Genomic DNA, 19,952 nt, shown 5'->3' on the forward strand with positions numbered 1-19,952 from the left:
TTATGGCAGATACAATATCAAAACAGGAAATGCTGGATGGGCTGAATAAGGCTATATATGCAATTACTGTTGGTGGACAGTCCTATAAGATTGGATCCAGAAGTCTGACAAGAGCTGATCTGAAACAGTTGTATGCTATGAAGAATGATATGGAAGCCCAGATTGCCAGAGAAGAGGCAGGCGATAATGGACTTCTTGGGGATTGCTATGTTGGAGTATTTGACGGGAGGTAATCATGAATTTTATTGATCATATCATAGCGGCGATATCGCCTGAAGCAGCATATAAGCGGGAATCCTACCGTCAGGCATATGAAGCGTTGAGGCAGTATTATGATGCCGGTGATTATAGTCGGGCCAATGCTAATTGGCGTGTCATGAATGCTTCGGCTGAGAACACGGATCGTTACAGCCGGGATAATGTCCGGGCAAGGGCCAGAGACCTGGAACGTAACAGTGATATCATGAATGCAGTGATCGGCGCTTATAAAAGAAATGTAGTAGGCGGCGGTTATCAGATACAGGTAAAGACTGATGATCCGGATCTTAACAAACAGATTGAAAAAGCATGGAAAAAATGGTGCAAAAAGCAGAACTGTGATGTAACCGGGACCCAGAGTCTGAATCAGATGATTCGGATGGCAGTAAAGCGGAAACGGGTAGACGGAGGCATTCTTTTTGTGAAGAGATACACCTCAGATGGATATGTACCATTTAAGCTTCAGATGATAGAGGTGGATGAGCTGGATCTTACAGCGATGCAGCCGAAAAACGCAGGAAATAAGATTATTGGAGGCATTGAGTATAATGCATACAATAGGCCTGTAGGATATTTTATCAGACAGTATGACATTGATGGTTTCAGCCAGCGAGAGCCGGTATATGTGGAAGCCAAAGATGTCATTTTTTATTTCACGAAAAATCGCCCATCACAGCTTAGGGAAATATCTGATATGGCTCCGACCATTCCGCGGATTCGTGATATCAATGAATTTATGATGGCTGTATCGGTAAAGGAACGTATTGAAGCATGCCTTGCTGTATTTATCAAAAAGGCATTGCCAACGTCTGGAATAAACCCTTATGGCCGCGGAAATGCACCCGCAGGAGATCCACGTATTTCCTATGAAGGAAAAACCATCAGCCCTGGCATGATTAAAGAGATGAATGCCGGGGATGAGGTACAGGTGGTGAACCCTTCCGGGCAAGGGTCCGATGCTACTAACTTTGCAAAGCTGCAGCAGAGGCTGGTTGGAGCAGGACAGGGGATCAGTTATGAGGCAGTCAGCAGGGATATGGCAGAAAGCACATATTCATCGACTAGGCAGGGGCTGATCGAAGATGAGATGACCTACAAGGAAGAAAAAGAACTCCTGATGGAGATACTTGATGAGATCTATGAAACATTTGTGATATCAGCTGTATTAAGTGGGAAAATTGACATTCCCAGATTCTGGGTGGATAAAGACCGGTATCTGGATCATGAATGGATTCAGGAACCGAAGTCATGGATTGATCCTCAGAAAGAATCGAATGCAACCAAGACAGCCATGCAGACAGGTCAGAAAACCTTTAAGCAGATAGCTGCGGAGAATGGCCGCGACTGGAGATCACAGATTGATGATATGGCAGAGGTCCTTGCTTATGGAAAAGAGAAAGGCGTAGACATGGGAGGTGTGGTATTTGGACAGACAGAAGATCCAGTGCCTGACGAGGGCGGCGGAGATGAAACCAAGCGAAAGAAAGAATAACGAGATGGGCGGGAGTCTGCAGCGTTATCTGACAGAATGTTGCCTTACCAGGATGGAAGGAGAGGGGAATGAAAGAAAATTTACCCTCTCTTTTTCATCCGAAGAGCCGTATAACCGGTGGTGGGGAACAGAGATACTGTCACATACAGATAATGCGGTAGATTTGGATAGATTGAACTCTATTGGCGTGGTGCTTTATAACCACAACCGGGATAAAGTTATCGGAAAGATTCTGCGTGCCTGGGTCGATGGCAATCGAGGCTATGCAGAGATCGAATTTGATACCGATACTGAAGCAGAGGTTATCTATCAGAAAGTATCCGGCGGTACCTTAAAAGGTGTGTCTGTAGGATATGTGGTAGATGTGTGGGAAGAAGTGTCTGCTAATAAGAAGTCCAGTGATGGGCGATTTACGGGACCGTGTGATATTGCTACACGATGGACCCCGTATGAGATATCCATCGTCAGTGTACCGGCAGATCCGACAGTTGGTGTTGGCAGATCGCAGGAGCAGGGCGAAGGGAAAAAGGGAGTAAGCAGCTTTTACTACTATGAGAAGCAGCTCCAGATAAATAAAAATCATTTGACAGGAGGTAAAGATTTATGAATCGTGAACAGATGATTCAGAGACAGCAGGAGCTCCTTAATACAGCAAGAGCTGCACAGAGAGAGCTTACTGCAGAAGAGCAGGCGGAGTTTGACAGCCTGCAGAGATCTATTGATGCACTGGATGCTCCGGCAGATCCGGCACCGGCAGCACCGCAGGGAGAATCACCGGAGAGTGTGCGTGTAGCAGAGCAGGAGCGTTGCCTGGAAATCACTAATCTGTGCCGGGATTTCAATGTGTCAGCGGAGGACACAAGTAAGTACATTACAAATGGAACTTCTGTGGATGCGGTGAGAGCAGCAATCCTGGATAACATGAGAGCGACAGGTGCGCCGATTGCTTCCAGAGGAAGAGCGGAGTTGACTACTGATGAACAGGACAAGTTCAGAGCTGCTGCAGGTGATGCACTTGTAATGAGAAGCGGTATTGCCCTTCAGAACCCGGCAGAAGGTGCCCGTCAGCTGATGGGAATGTCCTTGCGTGATCTCGCCATCGAATGTATGGGAAAAGAAGGACAGACCGGTCTTACCAGAAGATCTGCTGATGAACTGTATGGAATGCTGATGAGTAGACAGTTCTACAATCCGACTGCTGCATTCCCGGCTATCCTTGACAATGCCATCAATAAGGCATACGTGGAGGGACACAAGACAGTTGCAGTAACCTTTGATCAGTGGACGAAAAAAGGAAGTCTGAAAGACTTTAAGACACATGACAATAATTATTTGGCAGGACCGGCAGGAGAGTTCTTGGAGGTTCCAGAAGGCGGAGAACTGAAACATGATATTTTCAGAGATGAGAAGCTTCCGACCAGAAGGCTGAGAACCTATGGCCGTCAGTTCACACTGACAAGACAGGCATTCATCAATGATGATATCGATCTTGTTACCAGAATCCCGGCCAAGTATGCCGCAAGCGCAAGAAAGACCATCAACAAGCAGTGCTATCAGATTCTTGTGAACAATCCGGCGGTATATGATGGAACACAATTGTTCAGTACCAAACACTGTAATCTGCTTGCAAAGGGGACTGGTATCACAAAAGAAGCTGTACAGGGCATGATTCTTGCGCTTCAGAATCAGTATGATCAGTTTGGTGAAGCTATTATAATCAGACCAGCAATTATCATTGTTCCGAGTGGTTATATGTTCGATATGTACACGCTGTTCTTCAGCCCGACTATCAATACATCTGATAATACTCAGGCAGTGAACCCACTGTACAGATACAAGGATAGCATCACCGTAATAGAGGATCCGACCATCAATGCGCTTTGCGGTGGTTTTGGAAACAAGATGCCGTGGTGGCTGCTTGGTGCGAAAGACGATACTGATTTTGTTGAGGTTGATTACTTAAATGGTCAGGAGATTCCGAACATCAGAAGAATGGAGACTCCTGGTCAGCTTGGCTTTGTATGGGATATTTATCTTGATTGGGGTATCAGTGTAATGGATTATCGCGGAGCAATCATGAATCCTGGCATTGAAGTTAAGAACCCGATTGAACTGGCATAGAAAGGAGAGAGCGAGCATGAGTAAAGCTATTTACTGGCAGAGAGGCGAGAGCCTTGATTATGTAAATACAGGTGTAACAGTGATCGAAGCAAACTCGATCATTGATCTGAATAAACACAGGATCGCAGTGGCTGGTACATCGATCAATCCGAATGAGAAAGGATCCATCCATGTGACGGGTGTTTATAAGATTCCGAAGACCGACAGTGGAGAGATTCAGTTTGGAGCAGATGTATATTTTGATGGTACTGGTATCACTGCAACAGCAGGATCCAATACACCGGCAGGATATGCAGCAGAAACTTCCGCTGCAGGAGAAAGCCAGATTCTCGTTAAACTGCTTGGTTAGGAGGAACTGATATGGCAGCAAAAAAAGAAGTAGAGACTGTGCCGGAAATTGTTGAAGAGACTGTGCCGGAGATTGTTGAAGAGACTGTGCCGGAGATTGTTGAAGAGACTGTGCCGGTGACGGAAGGAAAAGTAGAGGAACCGCTTGTACTGAGAGCGGTTTCTCATATTTTGTACCAGTCACGCCAGTATACACCTGGACAGGAACTTCCGACAAATAATCTGGATATGGTGAAAGCATGGATTGATGCTGGAACTGCTGCATGGATGGGAACAGCATCGGATCCGGTAAAAGCAAGACCGGCTACAGCAGTTGGTGGTCTTGCTGGTGAGGCGGTAGGACCGGAAACCGGATCAGAAGGTGATCTGGTTGGCAGAGTTCCGGACACAGAACAGCGAAAGGAAGCATAAGTTATGATGTCGTTCAAGGAGCTGGTTGATCAGGATAACCGGACTGTGTTTATGAATCTGGATGAATTTGCAGATACACATGTGATCAATGGAAAAGAGATTCCATGCATCATTGACAATAATGAGATGATTGATCGTGAAAAGCGGTACCAATACAAACGAAGCTTGTATGCCGATGGTGTATATCTGAAAGAAGTCCTTTTGTATGTTAAGGCAGAAGACTTTGGCCCTTTGCCAGCTGTTGGACGTGCACTGACTCTCGATAAGAAGAGTTATATCATATCAGATGCTATTGATGAGGGTGGAATCTATTCCATCAGTTTGGAGGCGAATAAGACATGATCCATTTTCAGGTAGAGATGCAGGATCTAACAAAGATCGAAGCGGCTCTTGGAATGACAAGGGATAAATCGAAGATCGTTCTCCGAAGTGCTATCAATAATGCTGCCAAGCAGATTGAAAAGAACATGGTGAAAGAGACCAAAGGTCGGTATGTTTTCAAAAGAGACATTAAATCTGCCAACAGCATTAAGAAAGCAACAACACGGAATATGCAGGCAATTATTACAGTTCGTGGTACAGCTAATGAGTTATATGATTTTCAGGTTCGTCCGCAGACTTATTATCCTGGAAGCAAGGGTGCACCTAGTTGGATCAAGGCCCGCGGCAAAAAATCTGGAAAGCTTCAACGGATAGCTGCCCGGATGGGTTCAGGCGGTGATCAGTACAAAGGATTTGTAGTGAAATATCATAGTGGACATCTTGCATTTGCAGAGCGTGTACCAGGGAAAAAAATGAGATCAGATCCCAAGAAGGAAGCGATAGAGACTCTTTATTCGTTGGCTACTCCAAAGATGGAAGAAGTTGTGTATATGGATGAAATCCATGAAGGTGTGATGGATCTGCTTGAAAAGAGCATTGAAACACAAATCTATAGATATATGAGGTAAAGCGATGACACCGTTAGAATTGCAGGATGCTCTGGTAACAGAAATCAAGCGTATTTTGAAGCTATATGAGTATAAGACTCCGGCAGGCGAACGAGTCCCTATGAATGTATTTGCACAGTCCATTCCGATTCAGGAAACGGATGAGGAAGAGGATCCGATTCCGTATGTGATTGTCAGGCTATCAAGTGGCGAGAATCCATTGGGGAAGGATAGCTTCAATACAGTGAGTGTTGTGTTGGTTATTGGCATTTATGATAATAACCAAGATGCTCAAGGGTACAGAGATGTATCGAACGTTATACAAAAAGTATACGAACGATTCAGTGAAAATCCTTGTTTGAATTACCTTGCCTCATATGTGGGGGATTTCCAATGGGCATTACAGGAGGATAATTATTATCCGTATCATTTTGGAGCCTGTCATATGAAGTTTCATATAGCAGCAGTCAGAAGGGAGGATCCACTGACTTGAATGAAGAAAAATCAATTGAAAAAAATGCAGTTGAATTAACTGATGAGAAGTCAACTGTTAAAGAACCAGAAGGACCAGGGAACTTAATGTATCTTGGTCCTTCTCTTATGGGAATCATTAAACATTCTACTGTATTTCATAACGGTATTTTACCGGATAAGGTACAGAAATGCTGCGATGATTATCCACCGATGAAACGGCTATTTGTTCCTTTGAGTGGCGTGCCTGCTGCAGTGAAGGAGCTTGGAAAAGAACAGAGTGTGCTTGGCACAATTTGTTCACAGGTATTAAAGAAATTCTCAGGAGGGAAAAAAGATGGCATATAAACATGGCATTCGGATTCAGGAGAATCCGACAAACGTTGCTGCTCCGGTAATGCTTGAAAATGGTGTGCCGGTGATCTTTGGAACAGCACCTGTCAATTTGGCAGCTAATCCGAAAGCAGCAACCAATCAGCTGTTTCTTTGCAAGACTTTTGCAGAAGCAGTACAGAATCTTGGTTATTCAGATGATTATGAATCATATACACTTTGTCAGGCTATGGATGCTTTTTTCAAGGCATTTGGAGTTGGACCGGTAGTGTTATGTAATGTATTGGATCCGGAGAAACATACAGCTGAGTATACAGAGGAACTGTCGGTGGTTGACGGACAGGCAGTATCGGAAGTAAAGGGTGTGCTTCAGGAAGGACTTACGGTTGCTGGAAAGGAACTGGATACAGATTATACCGTTGATTACAACGATGATGGCTGCAATGTATTCACTATGCTTACAGGTAACACAGATCCGCTTCGGGTCACTGGTAAAAAATTGGATCCGAAGAAGGTAAAAGCATCTGATGTGATTGGATCCTATGACGTTGATACTGGAATTGAGACCGGTTTTGAGCTTGTGCGCAAGGTATATCCGGCATTTGGCCTGACTCCGGGGCTGCTTCTGGCACCGGGATGGACACAGGATCCTTCTGTTGGTATCGCACTTGTCAATAAGTGTATGGATATCAACGGCTTATTTCGCTGTGAATGCCTTATCGATTTGGACACGGAGACTGTGACTAAGTACACCGATGTAGAGCAGGCGAAAGCAGATTCTGGTATTACATCAGAACATGCAATCCTGCTCTGGCCGAAAGTTAAATATGCAGGAAAAGATATGGCATATTCCGCCATGTATGCAGCACTGGTAGCCTATACGGACTATCAGAATGACAATGTGCCGAATCTGTCCCCGTCTAATCATTCGCTACCGATCAGTGCTACGGTGTTGGCAGATGGAACAGAAATACTTCTGGACAATCCGCAAGGAAATGAGCTGAACGCAATCGGAGTTGTTACTGCCCTGAATCTGAATGGATACAAGGCATGGGGAAATAACACAGCAGCATATCCGGATGTGACAGATCCAAAGGACCGTTGGATCTGCTGCAGAAGATTCTTCTCCTGGTGGGGAAACAGTTTCATTACAAGATACATGGAAAAGGTGGACAACCCGGCAAATTACCGGTTGATCGAGAGCATTGTGGATACAGAGAATGTACGCGGAAACAGCCTCACATCCATGGGAAAATGTGCCGGAATAAAGATGGTATACGATCAGGCTGACAATCCACTGAATCAGGTTCTGGATGGAAGGATCGTATTCCGGCAGTACTTGGCTCCATATACTCCGGCTGAAGATATCTTGAATATTCTGGAATTTGATCCGTCTATGATTGAGACGGCATTAGGTGGAGGTGAGTAAGTATGAGTAGCATTACGAATGTACCGGAAATTATCAATAATTACAATGTATACAACAATGGAAACGCTCTTATCGGTGTATCAGGAGCTGTAACACTTCCTACGTTTGATGCAATCACAGAGGAGGTGTCAGGAGCCGGAATCCTTGGATCCTATGAAACTTCTGTTCCAGGATCCTATTCCTCCATGACACAGGAGGTTCCGTTCCGTATTTTGGATGAAGATATCTTCTCTTTGATGGATCCGTCTTCTATGGTTGATCTGACATTCAGAGCATCTGCCCAGAGTACGGTAAAAGCAACCGGTGCACTGGATTATAAAGGCATGCGTATCGTAGAGAGAGGTCGTCTGAAAGGCTTTACACCAGGAAACTATGAACAGGGAAAACAGATGGGATCCAGCGTCACACTGGAACTTTTGTATATTCTCATTGAGGTTGATGGTACGAAAAAGCTGGAATATGACAAATTGAACTCTGTGTTTATCGTAAATGAAAAAGATTTGTTGGAGAAAGTGAGGGCATATAGCTGATGGAAAAAGATATGGAAGTTTTAATGGCCGATCAGATCGAGGATCCGGAAGAAGAGAGTCTTGTGATCAAGTTTAAGAAACCGTACATTTTTGAAGGCAAATCCTATACGGAGATTGACCTTTCAGGTATGGATGATCTGACGGGTGCAGATATGATCGCAGTAAATAAGATCATGAAAAGGGTATCACCTGGTATTGATGTAATGCCGGAAGTGTCCGTGGAATATGCAGCCTATTTTGCATCCAGAGCGGCAAAGCAGCCTGTAGAGTTCTTTACAGGAATGCCACCGAGAGAAATGATGAAGGTGAAAAACAGAGTCATGGGTTTTTTATTCGGATCGGAATAAGCCCGGAAGATCTTCCAAAGTTGCGGAAAATTATAATTCAATTATCAATGACGATACAGGCAGGGATAGAATATCTATATTCCCTGCCTGTTTCAGAATTATTGGATCTGATACAGGAGGTGTCGGAGGTTGTCGACGAACGGAAAAGAATACAAGCTGGCTATAAGAATCGCCGGAATTATTGATAAATCGTTTAATATGGCTCTGGCATCTACAAAGGGAAGCCTAGCGGCATTCAGTGCCACTATGAAGACCATGGACCGCGATTTTACGAAGCTAGATAAAGGATTCAACAAAATTGTAGGTGTCGGAAAAAAATGTTTCAACGTAGTTGCAACTGCAGCAGGAGTTGCAACTGTGGCAATTGGAGCAGCAACAGCTGCATCTATTAAGTATGGATCTGAATTTGAAAGTGCTTTTGCAGGAGTCAAAAAGACTGTTGATGCAACAGATGCTCAGTACGCGAAGCTGCGGCAGGATATTCTTGATATGACAAGAGTGATTCCATCCAGTGCCTCAGATATTGCAAAGGTCATGGAGATTGCCGGACAGCTTGGTATTGCTACAGATAGCTTAACTGACTTCACGGAGACTATGATTAACATGGATGTATCCACCAATCTGAGTGCGGAAGATGCTGCGACCAGACTTGCAAAATTCGCAAATATCATGGGTATGGCAGATATTGATAAATCTGGAATCAGTAACTGGGAACGCTTGGGATCTACAATCGTTGACCTTGGTAACAAGTTTGCCACGACTGAAGATGATATTACAGAGATGTCGCTGCGGCTGGCATCATCAGCAAAACAGGTAGGTCTGACAGAGGCACAGGTAGTGTCCTTGTCCACGGCTATGAGTGCGGTTGGTATCTATGCAGAATCTGGTGGATCCACAATGTCCAAGCTGTTGAAGAAGATGCAGCTTGCGACAGAGCTTGGCGATGGTCTTGAAAACTATGCATCTGTGGCTAATATGACAGGCGAGCAGTTCAAAGAGTTGTTTAACGAAGATGCGACAAAAGCACTGTCGGCCTTTGTTGGTGGTCTGAACGACACGGAACGCAATGGCAAATCAGCGGTTGCTGTGTTGAATGATATGGGGATCAATGAAGTACGATTGTCCAATACGGTACTTGCGTTGGCTAACGCACATGATGTATTAGACAGAGCAATCGAGGTAGGTAATAATGCTTGGGAAGAGAATACCGCACTTGCAACAGAGGCGGGAAAACGGTATGAGACTGCAGAGAGCAAGGTTCAGATCTTGAAAAATACAATGCAGGAACTTGGCATTGTTGCTTATGATGAGCTGAGAGAACCATATGTTGATGCTATTGATATGATCACTAAAAAAGTATCCGGTCTTACAGACTTTATGGGAAGCTCCAATGGAGCGGCTAAGTGGATCAGGAATATCAGTACAGAGATTCCGACATTGCAGCGGAATGTGAAAAAATATAGTAAGCCCATAACATCATTCTTTGGTGTGCTTAAATCGGTTGGTAAATGGTGTGTCGATAACAAAGATGTAGTAATTGGAATGATTACTGGAGTAGGATCTGCATTGATCACTTACAAAATATCATCTTCAATCGTACATCTTACAAATGCTCTTGTTGGGCTTACAGCTTTGAGCGCACCGACCCAAATTGTATTGGGAATGGTAGTTGCTATTGGTGCTTTGACTGGGGCAGTTAATGCATACAAGAGCTATGAACAGGGGCTTGCTAACAGCAGTCTCGAAAAACACTTTGGAAATATTGCATTGTCGATGAAAGATATTCAGGCAGTTGCTGAGTATATTGTTGATTCCAAGAGCCTTTCTGGTGTGAAAAAAGCACTGGATGAATTTGGCGAGCTGGATGAGATTTCAGGAACCATTGAAAATGCCGTTGCAGATCTTAATAAGATGAACTGGATGGTATCAATTGGAATGGAATTGACACCGGATGAACAGGAATCTTATAAGACGACAGTAGATGATTATGTACAGGCTGCCAAGGAATACGTGCAGCAGTCACAGTATGCAGTATCGCTAAATCTTGCTGTTACACTTGGAGAGAGTGATGAAGGAGCTGATATTGCATCGAAGGTAAACCAGTTTTACCAGAACTCCTATGATGAGATGACTTCCCTGGGACAGAGCCTGAGTGAAGCAGTCAACGAGGCATTTGCAGACAATGTACTTGATGCATCGGAGATCACTCAGATTGCAGATCTTCAGGCTAAGATGGCAGAAGTTCAGAAGAACCTTGCAACAGGAGAGTTTGATGCGGCGTTATCCGTTTTTCAGATGGATTATAGCAGCGGATCCGGACTCACAGCAGATTCTTTCTTGGATCTGCAGGAGAAAATTGCAAGTGAGATTGAAACGGCAAAGCAGGCATATACAGACAGCTATGAAAAGAGTTATGCCGCTTTATCAGCGTCGCATGCTTCTGGAGATTTGTCTGATGATGAATTTCAATCAGGAATTGCACTGGCGCAGGAACAGTATTTGAAGAACATTGCAGATCTGAATGTCCGCAGTGCATCCTTCCAGGCAGACACGGTCATGAGTGCCTATAGTGACGTTCTTACAGACAATATTGCTACTATGAACGAGAGCATCAGCACTGAAATAGAATCGTTGATGCAGAAGGGATATAGTAGCCCACAGGATTGGCAGCAAGGACTCCAGACAGTCCTACAGAACATACAATCCGGATTCAATATTAGCAGATCTGACAGTCTTGCATTAGGAGATCTGTATGATTCCATGCAGACTCAGCTGCAGCAGTTAAAAGATGTTGCAGCTGAATACCAAGATGCTGGAGAGACTATTCCGGATGAGATAACTAATGCGATCAATAATATCTACTCTATTGGAGCGGTATCCGGCGATCAAGGCGCACTGTGGGAGCTGATCGGGCATGATCTGAGTGATAATGAAGAATATGCCACACTGATTGCTTTGGCGCAGGAAGCCGGTTCTACGATCCCCTATGAGATCATGGATGCTATGACGGATGATGGAGCGATGGAAGATATCCAAGAAAATGTTGATTATATTCTGGAGTCGATTAAAACTGGACTCGGTGAAGGTGTGGATATCACGATTCCGGTATATTATGATCTGGTTGCAAATGGTATCAGAAGTAAGAACATAGGTATTCCTTCATCGGAAATCAATGTCAATGCATTTCGTAGTAGTGAACAGCTTGATGAGTATATCAATCATCGTGCAAATGGCGGTCTTGCTACATCACCGGAACTTACCTGGTTTGCGGAGAACAATCCAGAAATGGCGATTCCAATTGATGGAAGTAGGAATGCGATTTCTTTATGGGAGCAGACTGGAAGGCTTCTGGGAATGGAGCACAGGCTTGATTCAGCATCGCTGGATGGGGCATCGTCACCGTCCATAGAGTACAGTCCGGTATTACAATTCTACGGATCGGCACCGAACAAGGATGATCTGACGGATGCACTCAGGATTTCACAGGATGAATTTGAAGACATGATGGATAGGTATTTGAAGAATCATGGTCGTGTGGCTTTTGGATAGGAGGCAGCATGGCAAAGGTTTATAAGACAAAATCCGGGGATACCTGGGATATCATAGCAAAAGAGGTATACGGCGATGAACTGTACACCTCTTTTTTGATGGGGAACAATCAGCAGCATCTTGGTTACTTTGTGTTTCCGGAAGGTGTGCTTTTGGAAATAAAGGATAAGCCAGATAAAGATGATGACTTTCTTCCAGATTGGAGACAATGATGGCAATTCCAAGACAAGTCAGCTTGACCGTTGATTATGACGGAACAATAAAAAGACAGCTTGGCGGTGGAACGGCTGCCGGAAACGGATCGGCGGCATCCGGATCCGGTACTTATACAGTCAGATCTGGTGACACGCTATGGGCTCTTGCCAAGAAATATTATGGATCGGGAGCAAAGTATACGATTATCTATGATGCCAACAAGGAAATCATTGAGTCAACAGCAAAAAGCCATGGAAAGAAATCATCGAATCATGGACACTGGATCTGGCCAGGGGAGCAGCTGGCAATTCCTTCCATAGGGGCATCAGGAAGTGAAAGTCAAACAGGTGTGCAGATCATTGGTACACCGAATCCAAAGTTGGGAAAGATCATTGCAGAGACGGCGGAATCCTTATCATACACAGATGTGTCAAATGGAGAATCGGACAGCATATCCGTATCCATGCATGACATTGACAAACATTGGATCGGAAAATATAAGCCGCAGCGGGGAGCAGCCTTTGGGGTAAAGATCAATCTGAAAAACTGGAGAAAGAAATCATCCGAAGAGGTTTTTAACTGTGGAAACTTTATCATGGATGATATCAGCTTTTCAGGCAGACCTTTAAGCTGTGTGTTATCTGCAGTGAGTGTGCCCGCTATGGATGACTTCAAAGCGCTTCCACGGACAAATACATGGGAAAAAACGACCGTCAGAGATATCGCTGCGAGGATCGCAGACGCCGCCTGTGTGACTTTGGTGTATGAGGCTGATGATATTCAGGTTGAAGAGCTAGAACAGAGCAAACAGACTGACAGCGCGTTCCTATACGGGCTTGCGGAAAAGTATGGACTTGGTATGAAAGTCTATAACCATAAGATTGTTATCTTTGATTTGGTAAAGTATGAAGAAAAAGGATCCGTATTGACGATTGATGAGTCTGAGATGATCAAGTGGGAATATAACGAGACCATCGAAGGAACTTACACGGGTGTGGATCTGAATTACACCAATCCAGATATTGATGACAGCATCAATGTAAGCATGGGTGAGGAAGGCCGGATGTACAGCATCAATGTACAGGCTAACAGCCAGTATGACGCGGAGCTTCAGGCAGCTGCCAAGGTGAACGAAGCGAACCGGAAGATGGAGACACTGACGCTTACGATTCGGGCAGATATCAGGATCATAGCCACATTATGTGTGGACATTACAGGGCTTGAAGCGATAAACGGTAAATACTATGTAGACAAAGTAAAGCACAGTATTGGATCCAGTGGATATACGATGCAGCTTACATTGCATAAAGTCCAGAAGCCAATCAGAGTTGCTGCACTTGCAGCATCAGGAGCAGGTGACGGTCAATGGTATACGGTTGTATCCGGTGATACCTTATGGGCTCTTGCCAAGAAATATTATGGATCTGGCTCCAAATATTCGGTAATCTACAATGCAAATACGGATACGATCGAGACCACTGCAAAGGAACATGGAAAGAGCAGTTCCAGCAATGGTCACTGGATCTGGCCAGGAGAAAAATTATGGATTCCTGCAGGAGGATAATGAGATGGCAATAAGAATCGGAAGAGTTACCAGTGTGTATCCTTCAGAAGGGCGGGTAAAGGTTGCTTATGAGGACAGCCGAAGTTCTTCTTTGCCGCTTCCGATGATGGCACTGAATCAGGAGTATTCAATGCCGAAGATTGGAGACAGAGTGGTGACTCTGCACATGGATAATGGATCCAGCAAAGGATTCGTTATGGGAAATTATTACGGTGGCGGCAGCCAGCCAAAAGCCAATATCGGGTACCGGAAAGACTATGATGGAGCAGCATATCTGGTGTGCACAGGCGGGCATTATCAACTGCAAACGGAGCAGCTTACATTGAATGCCAATTCTTTGATTACACTGAAGTCAGCTAATGCGGAGCTGACACTTGGAGTAGAGAGTGTGCTGAAAGCGCAGAGTGTATCTGTTGAGGCGGATGACATTACTTTGAAATGTTCCTACGGTGAAATCACCATAGAGGATCTGATGAAACGGATAGAACGCATAGAGGATCAGTTGGGACTACCGCATACTATTTAGGAGACGAACATGGCACTTGTAGGAAATCTTGGAAGTTTAATTACATTTGAGGTGAGCAGCAACAAGGTTCTAACTTTTTCCGGGATGAACCGGAAGGTCAGTGGACGATGGGCTGAGCATCAGGTAATAGGTGGAAAAGCAGAAGCAGAGTTTCTGGGACCGGATTTGCAGGAAGTGTCGATGAGCATCTATTTGTCTTCTATGCATGGGATTCGGCCAAGGAAAACCTTGGAGCGTATTCAGGAAGCTGCAGAGAGCGGAGATTATTTTACCTTTGTAATTGGTGGTAAAAAGGTTGGATCAAAGAAATGGAGAATTACCAGCGTCAGTGAGACCTGGGATAACATTATCAAAAATGGAGATCTTGTGTCGGCAAAAGTAAGTTTAACTTTACGAGAATACGTTTAGGAGGATGGCATGGAATATCACATTGATTTGGATTCCAGTGGATTCACTATGGAAGAATTTCAGGACGTTAAGCTATGTTTGGAAACACTTCTGTCTATAGTATCTGGGACACAGGCTCTTGATCGGGATATCGGAATCAACATTGACAAAATAGTGGGTTATCCATATGAGATCGCAAAGAACATGTTGTCCCTGGAAATCATTGAGAAAGTGGAAACCTATGAACCGAGAGTGACCGTAGAATCAATTGATTTTGAAGGCAACATGGAAGGGGTACTTATTCCGATCATACATTTCAGAAAATCGGAGGGGCATTGATGAGTGTAGTTACAGAAAACTTCCCGGATATCAGCTTCATAGATGATGCTACTGTCGAAGAGACAATGAATCAGATGATCGCTGATTATCAGGAAAAATATAAGGAACTTACAGGAAAAGATGTTTCGCTTGGGCAGGCAGATCCGTACAGATTGATCATGTATGCCTGTACAATGCAGATCTATCAGGCTATGCAGTATGCAGATTATGCAGGCAAGATGAGCTTCCTGAAATATGCTTCCGGGGAATATCTGGATAACCTGGCAGCATTGAGAGGCATTACCAGGCTTCAGGCATCGGCAGCATCTACTGTGTTACGGTTTTCTATTGAAACGGTATATCCATTCGCTGTTGCGATTCCACTTGGCTGTAGAGTCACGAATGGCAATGATCTTTTTTTCTCTACGGATGAATATGCAGAGATTAAGGCTGGAGAACAGCAGGTAACTGTGGCGGCTACTTGCACACAGACAGGCATCCAGGGTAACGATTTTGCACCAGGAGAGCTGAATATCATTGTGAATACGTTGCCATATGTAGTGACTGTAGAAAACATGGTAACTACTTACGGTGGAGCCGATATTGAAGATGATGATAGCCTTCGGGAGCGTGTATACAGTGTGCCGGATACCTATTCCACAGCGGGACCAGATGGAGCTTATGAGTATTTTGCGAAAGAAGCAGACGCTTCTATCAGCGATGTAGTTGTACAGACTCCAGCACCCGGAGAAGTTGTAGTGTATGTAATCTGCGATGGTGGGAAGCTGCCAGAGGATGCACTACTGCAGAAGGTATCTGATCATTTGAATGATCGAAAGATAAGACCGTTGACGGATCACGTTACGATCCGAGCACCTGAAAAACAGGAATATAATATTGATCTGACTTATTACATAGCGAACAGCAAGAAGACGGCAGCCGGTACAATTCAGGCTGCCGTTAATACTGCCATTGAAGTCTATAACACATGGCAGATGGAGAAGATAGGACGGGATATTAACCCGTCTTATTTAATTCAGAAGATCATGGAAGCTGGGGCTAAGCGAGTGGACATCCGAAGTCCGGTACATACAGTTTTACAGAACGATACAATTGCTGTGGCAGGTACGATCAATGTCATGTATGGAGGGGTAGAAGATGATTAAATTTTATGACAGCAATATTGTCAACATCCTTCCGGCATCTTTGGCAGAGAAAGAAAAGACACAGGCATTGGGTTATGCGCTTCAAAAAGCCACGCAGAGATTGTTGGAGCATTGTTCCTACATAAGTGTATATGCAGCCATTGATCTTGCATCTGAACAGGTGTTGGATCTTCTGGCTGCAGAGTTGAATACGCAGTATTACGATGAACAGCTGTCGTTAGAAGCAAAACGCAAGTTAGTCAAATATACCATGATCTGGTATATGAGTGCCGGTACACCGGCCGCAGTTGAAGAACTGGTATCTATTGTATTTGGCAGCGGATCCGTTCAGGAATGGTGGGAATACGGAGATAAACCATATTATTTCAAAGTTATCACGGATGCGTTGCTGACACCAGAAATGATAGAAAAGTTTTCTTCAATGATTCGGCGGGTGAAAAATACCAGATCATGGCTGAAAACGATAGAAGTCCATCGGAATGTCAATACAAAAATGTATGTGACCGCTGGTGCTGTGTCAGTTCCTAAAACAGTAATTGATAACAGCTATGAAGTCCAAAGGAAAGTACATGGATCTGAGTATGCTGCAGTTGCCTTGATACCGACCTCGGCAACAGTGATTGATAGCTGTTATAAAACACAAATAATTGTGAATGGATCCGCACACACGATTGCTGCGGTTGTTCCATATGCAAAAACAATTATACGGGAGGTGAAGTAAATGGCCGCATTTGGTGCAGCAATCCTTACGCAACAAGGATTAAATCTGATAGCAAAAGCACAGGCAGGACAGGCTGCAATTAAATTTACCAAGGCTGCCGCGGGAGATGGTTCCTATTCGGATGGAGAAGTATTGACAGGTCTCACGAATCTTAAAAGTCAGAGGCAGGAGATGCCGATCAATGAAGTGGCAGTTGTGAATGACAGTACGGTTTATCTGAAATTCGTAATATCTAATTTTGCAGAGACTCAGAGCTTGAATCATGGGTATTACGTTAAAGAGGTTGGTGTATTTGCAGAGGATCCGGAAGAGGGAGAAATCTTATATGCCATAGCTGTAGCTGTGAATGATCAGTGGGATTATATGCCTGCATATAACGGATTACATGCAGCTACGATCCTCATGGAATTCTATACAGAGGTAAGCAATGCTGCAGAAGTAACGATCGTCAGCGGAAGTGGAGCCTACGCACTTCAGGAAGATCTGGATGCATTAAGATCTGAGTTCAAATCGTATGTGTTTGAAGATACCTTAGATGACAGCTTCTATGAGCTCTTTGGAGGTGGCAGCGGTGGAGCAGACACATCTATGAGTCGATCAGAGATCATGGAGTCAATCAACACAGAATGGAACGGTGAATCTTCTTCCAGCAAGACAGCGATGTCAGCAATGGAAGTGCAGGAATCCATTGATACCAAATGGGACGGAAGTTCGTCTTCAAGCGATACGGCGATGAACAAAGAAGAAATTGAAGAAGCAACAACATAAAAACATATTACACAGTACTATCCGGAATGCCCGTCTTGACTATGAGAGGAGAAAACAATTATGGCATTAAGTAATAAACATCTTGATGGAACCGGATTATCCCAGTTATGGGCAAAAGTAAAAGAGCTGTTTGTAGCAAAAGAAGCAGGCAAAGGCCTGTCCACCAACGACTACACCACTGATGAGAAAAACAAGTTAACCGGTATTGAGGCAGGTGCTAAGGTCAACGTACAGTCTGACTGGAATGCTACATCCGGAGATGCATTTATCAAAAATAAACCGGAAAGTCTTCCGGCGAATGGCGGTAATGCTGAAACTGTAAACGGACATACCGTAAACAGTGATGTACCGGCAAATGCAGAATTTACAGATACCAAACCGGTTGACATGAAAGGAGCAACTGCATCTGCAGCAGGTACCGCAGGTTATGTACCGGCACCGGAAGCAGGTTCCCAGGGTAAATTCCTGAAAGCAGATGGAACCTGGGCAGATCCGACCAACACTACCTATGAAGAGGCTACTGAGGAGAAAGCAGGTCTGATGTCTGCTGCTGACAAGAAAAAGGTCAACGGTATGGATGCCGCAATCGCTGCAAAAGCCGATAAAGCAACCACCGTTTCTGGTTATGGTATCACGGATGCATACACCAAGATCGAGGTGAATGCCGAGCTTGGTAAAAAGGCCAATACGGCAACTACCCTTGAGGGTTATGGAATCAGTGATGCTTACACCAAAACAGCAGCGGATGCGGCTATCAAGAAAGCTGTAGATACAGCTGTAGCAGGTGTATACAAGATCAAAGGATCTATCGCATTTGCAAAACTGCCGACTCAGGGTATGGTTGCCGGTGATGTTTATAACATCACGGATGACTTTACCACTACCGCAGCATTTGTTGAGGGTGCTGGTAAACAGTGCAAGGCAGGATCTAATGTGGTTTATACCGCTGATGGCTGGGATGTCATGGCAGGAACATACGACTTCAGCGACTTTGTCATGAAGTCTGACATCCAGTTTCTGACTGAGGAAGAGATCGACGCTATCTGCGTACTGTAAGCAGAGATAACAGAACGACTGGCAATAAAGCAAACTATTAAATATTGATTCGGAGACGGGCACTCCGGATAGTACTGTGTGAAACAAAGAAAGGAGAATCATAAAAATGACTGATCTTGAAAAGGTTTTAGGTAAGACCGGGGCAAGAAAATTTTGGAACAAGGTTTGGGGAAATGTGAAGATTCTGACAGGTGATGTGGCTTATAATACCAAGGGAGATCTTCAGACACAGATCAATGCAGTTGCCGATACTGCATCTACGGCAAAAACTACAGCAGACGCAGCAAAAACAGCAGCGGAGGATGCAAAGGTTGCAGCTGGGGAGATCGTGACGGATACTACCGATAAGTTTGATTCTACGAAAGATTATGCGGTTGGGGATTATGTAATCTATGATAATAAGGCATGGAAATTTACTACCGTCCATCCGGCCGGTGCATGGGATGAAAGCCATGTGGAGCAGACGAATATTCTGGCTGAGATTGCAGCGCAAAATAAAAATTTTGCCGAACTAGATGAGAACTTACCTTTCGCTTTTGGAATAGATAAAAACGGTAATTATGGCTACATTAAGGCAGGTGCAGATACAGTTACCCCTTTTAAGACTGGTGATGTAAATGCAGTACACGGTTTCTGCTGGAATCAAAATGAATCTGAAAATACTTATATGGTTGGTCTAGTGAGTTTGTTAACAAACAAGGTGTTTAAGGTAGAAAGTAATTCGATAGTATTTTTAAAAAGTATTTCCAAAGCAACCTTAAAATTACACGTAAAACTATGTGGCGCAGGAAGTTATTGGACAGCTTATCTTGATTACGCACTCAATTCCAACTGGAAAAATATTGCCTCAAATTACAATGGAAACGGATTATCTTCTGGAACATATTGGACTGTTAGCAAAGATATCTCCATACCATTAACAAACATTAAAGCAGGTGACAAAATAGCCTTTCGTAGCAGAACTAATAAAACTTCATGTAGGCTTATCAGCATGACATGTGTACTTGATCAATCTTGATTGTAAATAACAGCT

The 19,952-nt window shown here is 44.2% G+C and carries 24 protein-coding genes; all 24 read left to right on the forward strand.

The features are described 5' to 3' along the window. Window positions 1-2 precede the first annotated feature (2 nt). Window positions 3-233: a DUF6148 family protein gene (locus tag WMO62_RS04535; RefSeq protein WP_118438406.1), complete on the forward strand. Its 231-nt coding sequence runs from the start codon at window positions 3-5 to the stop codon at window positions 231-233. A 2-nt stretch (window positions 234-235) separates the two neighbouring features. Next, window positions 236-1,750, forward strand: a complete 1,515-nt coding sequence (locus WMO62_RS04540) for a phage portal protein (protein ID WP_349143956.1) — start codon at window positions 236-238, stop codon at window positions 1,748-1,750. Next, window positions 1,683-2,357, forward strand: a complete 675-nt coding sequence (locus WMO62_RS04545; RefSeq protein WP_349143957.1) for an HK97 family phage prohead protease — start codon at window positions 1,683-1,685, stop codon at window positions 2,355-2,357. The genes WMO62_RS04540 and WMO62_RS04545 overlap by 68 nt, the downstream gene beginning before the upstream one ends. After that, window positions 2,354-3,871 (forward strand): phage major capsid protein, encoded by a 1,518-nt coding sequence (locus tag WMO62_RS04550; RefSeq protein ID WP_349143958.1) that lies wholly within the window; start codon window positions 2,354-2,356, stop codon window positions 3,869-3,871. The genes WMO62_RS04545 and WMO62_RS04550 overlap by 4 nt, the downstream gene beginning before the upstream one ends. A 16-nt stretch (window positions 3,872-3,887) precedes the next feature. Beyond that, window positions 3,888-4,220, forward strand: a complete 333-nt coding sequence (locus WMO62_RS04555) for a DUF2190 family protein (RefSeq protein WP_349143959.1) — start codon at window positions 3,888-3,890, stop codon at window positions 4,218-4,220. Window positions 4,221-4,231: 11 nt separating this feature from the next. Beyond that, window positions 4,232-4,630: a hypothetical protein gene (locus tag WMO62_RS04560; RefSeq protein ID WP_349143960.1), complete on the forward strand. Its 399-nt coding sequence runs from the start codon at window positions 4,232-4,234 to the stop codon at window positions 4,628-4,630. 3 nt (window positions 4,631-4,633) lie between these two features. Beyond that, entirely contained in the window at window positions 4,634-4,972 is a 339-nt protein-coding gene (locus WMO62_RS04565; RefSeq protein ID WP_349143961.1) for a hypothetical protein, read from the forward strand. Then, window positions 4,969-5,580 carry a hypothetical protein gene (locus tag WMO62_RS04570; RefSeq protein ID WP_349143962.1) on the forward strand — a complete coding sequence of 204 codons (612 nt, stop codon included), beginning with the start codon at window positions 4,969-4,971 and terminating at the stop codon, window positions 5,578-5,580. The genes WMO62_RS04565 and WMO62_RS04570 overlap by 4 nt, the downstream gene beginning before the upstream one ends. A 4-nt stretch (window positions 5,581-5,584) precedes the next feature. Continuing rightward, window positions 5,585-6,052, forward strand: coding sequence for a hypothetical protein (locus tag WMO62_RS04575; protein ID WP_349143963.1), 468 nt, complete (start codon window positions 5,585-5,587; stop codon window positions 6,050-6,052). Then, entirely contained in the window at window positions 6,049-6,378 is a 330-nt protein-coding gene (locus WMO62_RS04580) for a hypothetical protein (RefSeq protein ID WP_118438400.1), read from the forward strand. Before WMO62_RS04575 ends, WMO62_RS04580 begins: the two co-directional genes overlap by 4 nt. Further along, window positions 6,368-7,792: a phage tail sheath family protein gene (locus tag WMO62_RS04585; RefSeq protein WP_349143964.1), complete on the forward strand. Its 1,425-nt coding sequence runs from the start codon at window positions 6,368-6,370 to the stop codon at window positions 7,790-7,792. The genes WMO62_RS04580 and WMO62_RS04585 overlap by 11 nt, the downstream gene beginning before the upstream one ends. Window positions 7,793-7,794: 2 nt before the next feature. Continuing rightward, window positions 7,795-8,322 carry a phage major tail tube protein gene (locus WMO62_RS04590; RefSeq protein WP_349143965.1) on the forward strand — a complete coding sequence of 176 codons (528 nt, stop codon included), beginning with the start codon at window positions 7,795-7,797 and terminating at the stop codon, window positions 8,320-8,322. Between the two features lie 11 nt (window positions 8,323-8,333). Continuing rightward, window positions 8,334-8,669 (forward strand): phage tail assembly protein, encoded by a 336-nt coding sequence (locus WMO62_RS04595; RefSeq protein ID WP_349143966.1) that lies wholly within the window; start codon window positions 8,334-8,336, stop codon window positions 8,667-8,669. Window positions 8,670-8,798: 129 nt separating this feature from the next. Then, a complete protein-coding gene (locus WMO62_RS04600; protein ID WP_349143967.1) occupies window positions 8,799-12,218 on the forward strand; it encodes a phage tail tape measure protein in 3,420 nt (1,139 codons plus the stop codon). Window positions 12,219-12,226: 8 nt separating this feature from the next. Next, window positions 12,227-12,430, forward strand: coding sequence for a tail protein X (locus WMO62_RS04605; RefSeq protein WP_349143968.1), 204 nt, complete (start codon window positions 12,227-12,229; stop codon window positions 12,428-12,430). Further along, entirely contained in the window at window positions 12,430-13,977 is a 1,548-nt protein-coding gene (locus tag WMO62_RS04610) for a LysM peptidoglycan-binding domain-containing protein (RefSeq protein WP_349143969.1), read from the forward strand. Before WMO62_RS04605 ends, WMO62_RS04610 begins: the two co-directional genes overlap by 1 nt. A 4-nt stretch (window positions 13,978-13,981) precedes the next feature. Next, a complete protein-coding gene (locus tag WMO62_RS04615) occupies window positions 13,982-14,503 on the forward strand; it encodes a hypothetical protein (RefSeq protein WP_349143970.1) in 522 nt (173 codons plus the stop codon). A 9-nt stretch (window positions 14,504-14,512) separates the two neighbouring features. Next, window positions 14,513-14,911, forward strand: a complete 399-nt coding sequence (locus WMO62_RS04620; RefSeq protein ID WP_118438395.1) for a phage tail protein — start codon at window positions 14,513-14,515, stop codon at window positions 14,909-14,911. Window positions 14,912-14,920: 9 nt separating this feature from the next. Then, the gene (locus tag WMO62_RS04625; RefSeq protein ID WP_118438394.1) at window positions 14,921-15,229 is read left to right on the forward strand and encodes a hypothetical protein; all 309 of its coding nucleotides are present in this window, start codon (window positions 14,921-14,923) and stop codon (window positions 15,227-15,229) included. Beyond that, window positions 15,229-16,374: a baseplate assembly protein gene (locus tag WMO62_RS04630; protein ID WP_349143971.1), complete on the forward strand. Its 1,146-nt coding sequence runs from the start codon at window positions 15,229-15,231 to the stop codon at window positions 16,372-16,374. Before WMO62_RS04625 ends, WMO62_RS04630 begins: the two co-directional genes overlap by 1 nt. Continuing rightward, the gene (locus WMO62_RS04635; RefSeq protein ID WP_349143972.1) at window positions 16,367-17,095 is read left to right on the forward strand and encodes a phage tail protein; all 729 of its coding nucleotides are present in this window, start codon (window positions 16,367-16,369) and stop codon (window positions 17,093-17,095) included. Before WMO62_RS04630 ends, WMO62_RS04635 begins: the two co-directional genes overlap by 8 nt. Continuing rightward, entirely contained in the window at window positions 17,096-17,863 is a 768-nt protein-coding gene (locus tag WMO62_RS04640) for a phage tail-collar fiber domain-containing protein (RefSeq protein ID WP_349143973.1), read from the forward strand. A 60-nt stretch (window positions 17,864-17,923) separates the two neighbouring features. Beyond that, window positions 17,924-18,919 (forward strand): hypothetical protein, encoded by a 996-nt coding sequence (locus WMO62_RS04645; protein ID WP_349143974.1) that lies wholly within the window; start codon window positions 17,924-17,926, stop codon window positions 18,917-18,919. A 106-nt stretch (window positions 18,920-19,025) separates the two neighbouring features. Then, the gene (locus WMO62_RS04650) at window positions 19,026-19,937 is read left to right on the forward strand and encodes a hypothetical protein (RefSeq protein ID WP_349143975.1); all 912 of its coding nucleotides are present in this window, start codon (window positions 19,026-19,028) and stop codon (window positions 19,935-19,937) included. Window positions 19,938-19,952: the final 15 nt, after the last annotated feature.

It is taken from the genome of Hominiventricola aquisgranensis, from assembly GCF_040096225.1.
GTDB classification, from domain to species: Bacteria; Bacillota; Clostridia; order Lachnospirales; family Lachnospiraceae; genus Hominiventricola; species Hominiventricola aquisgranensis.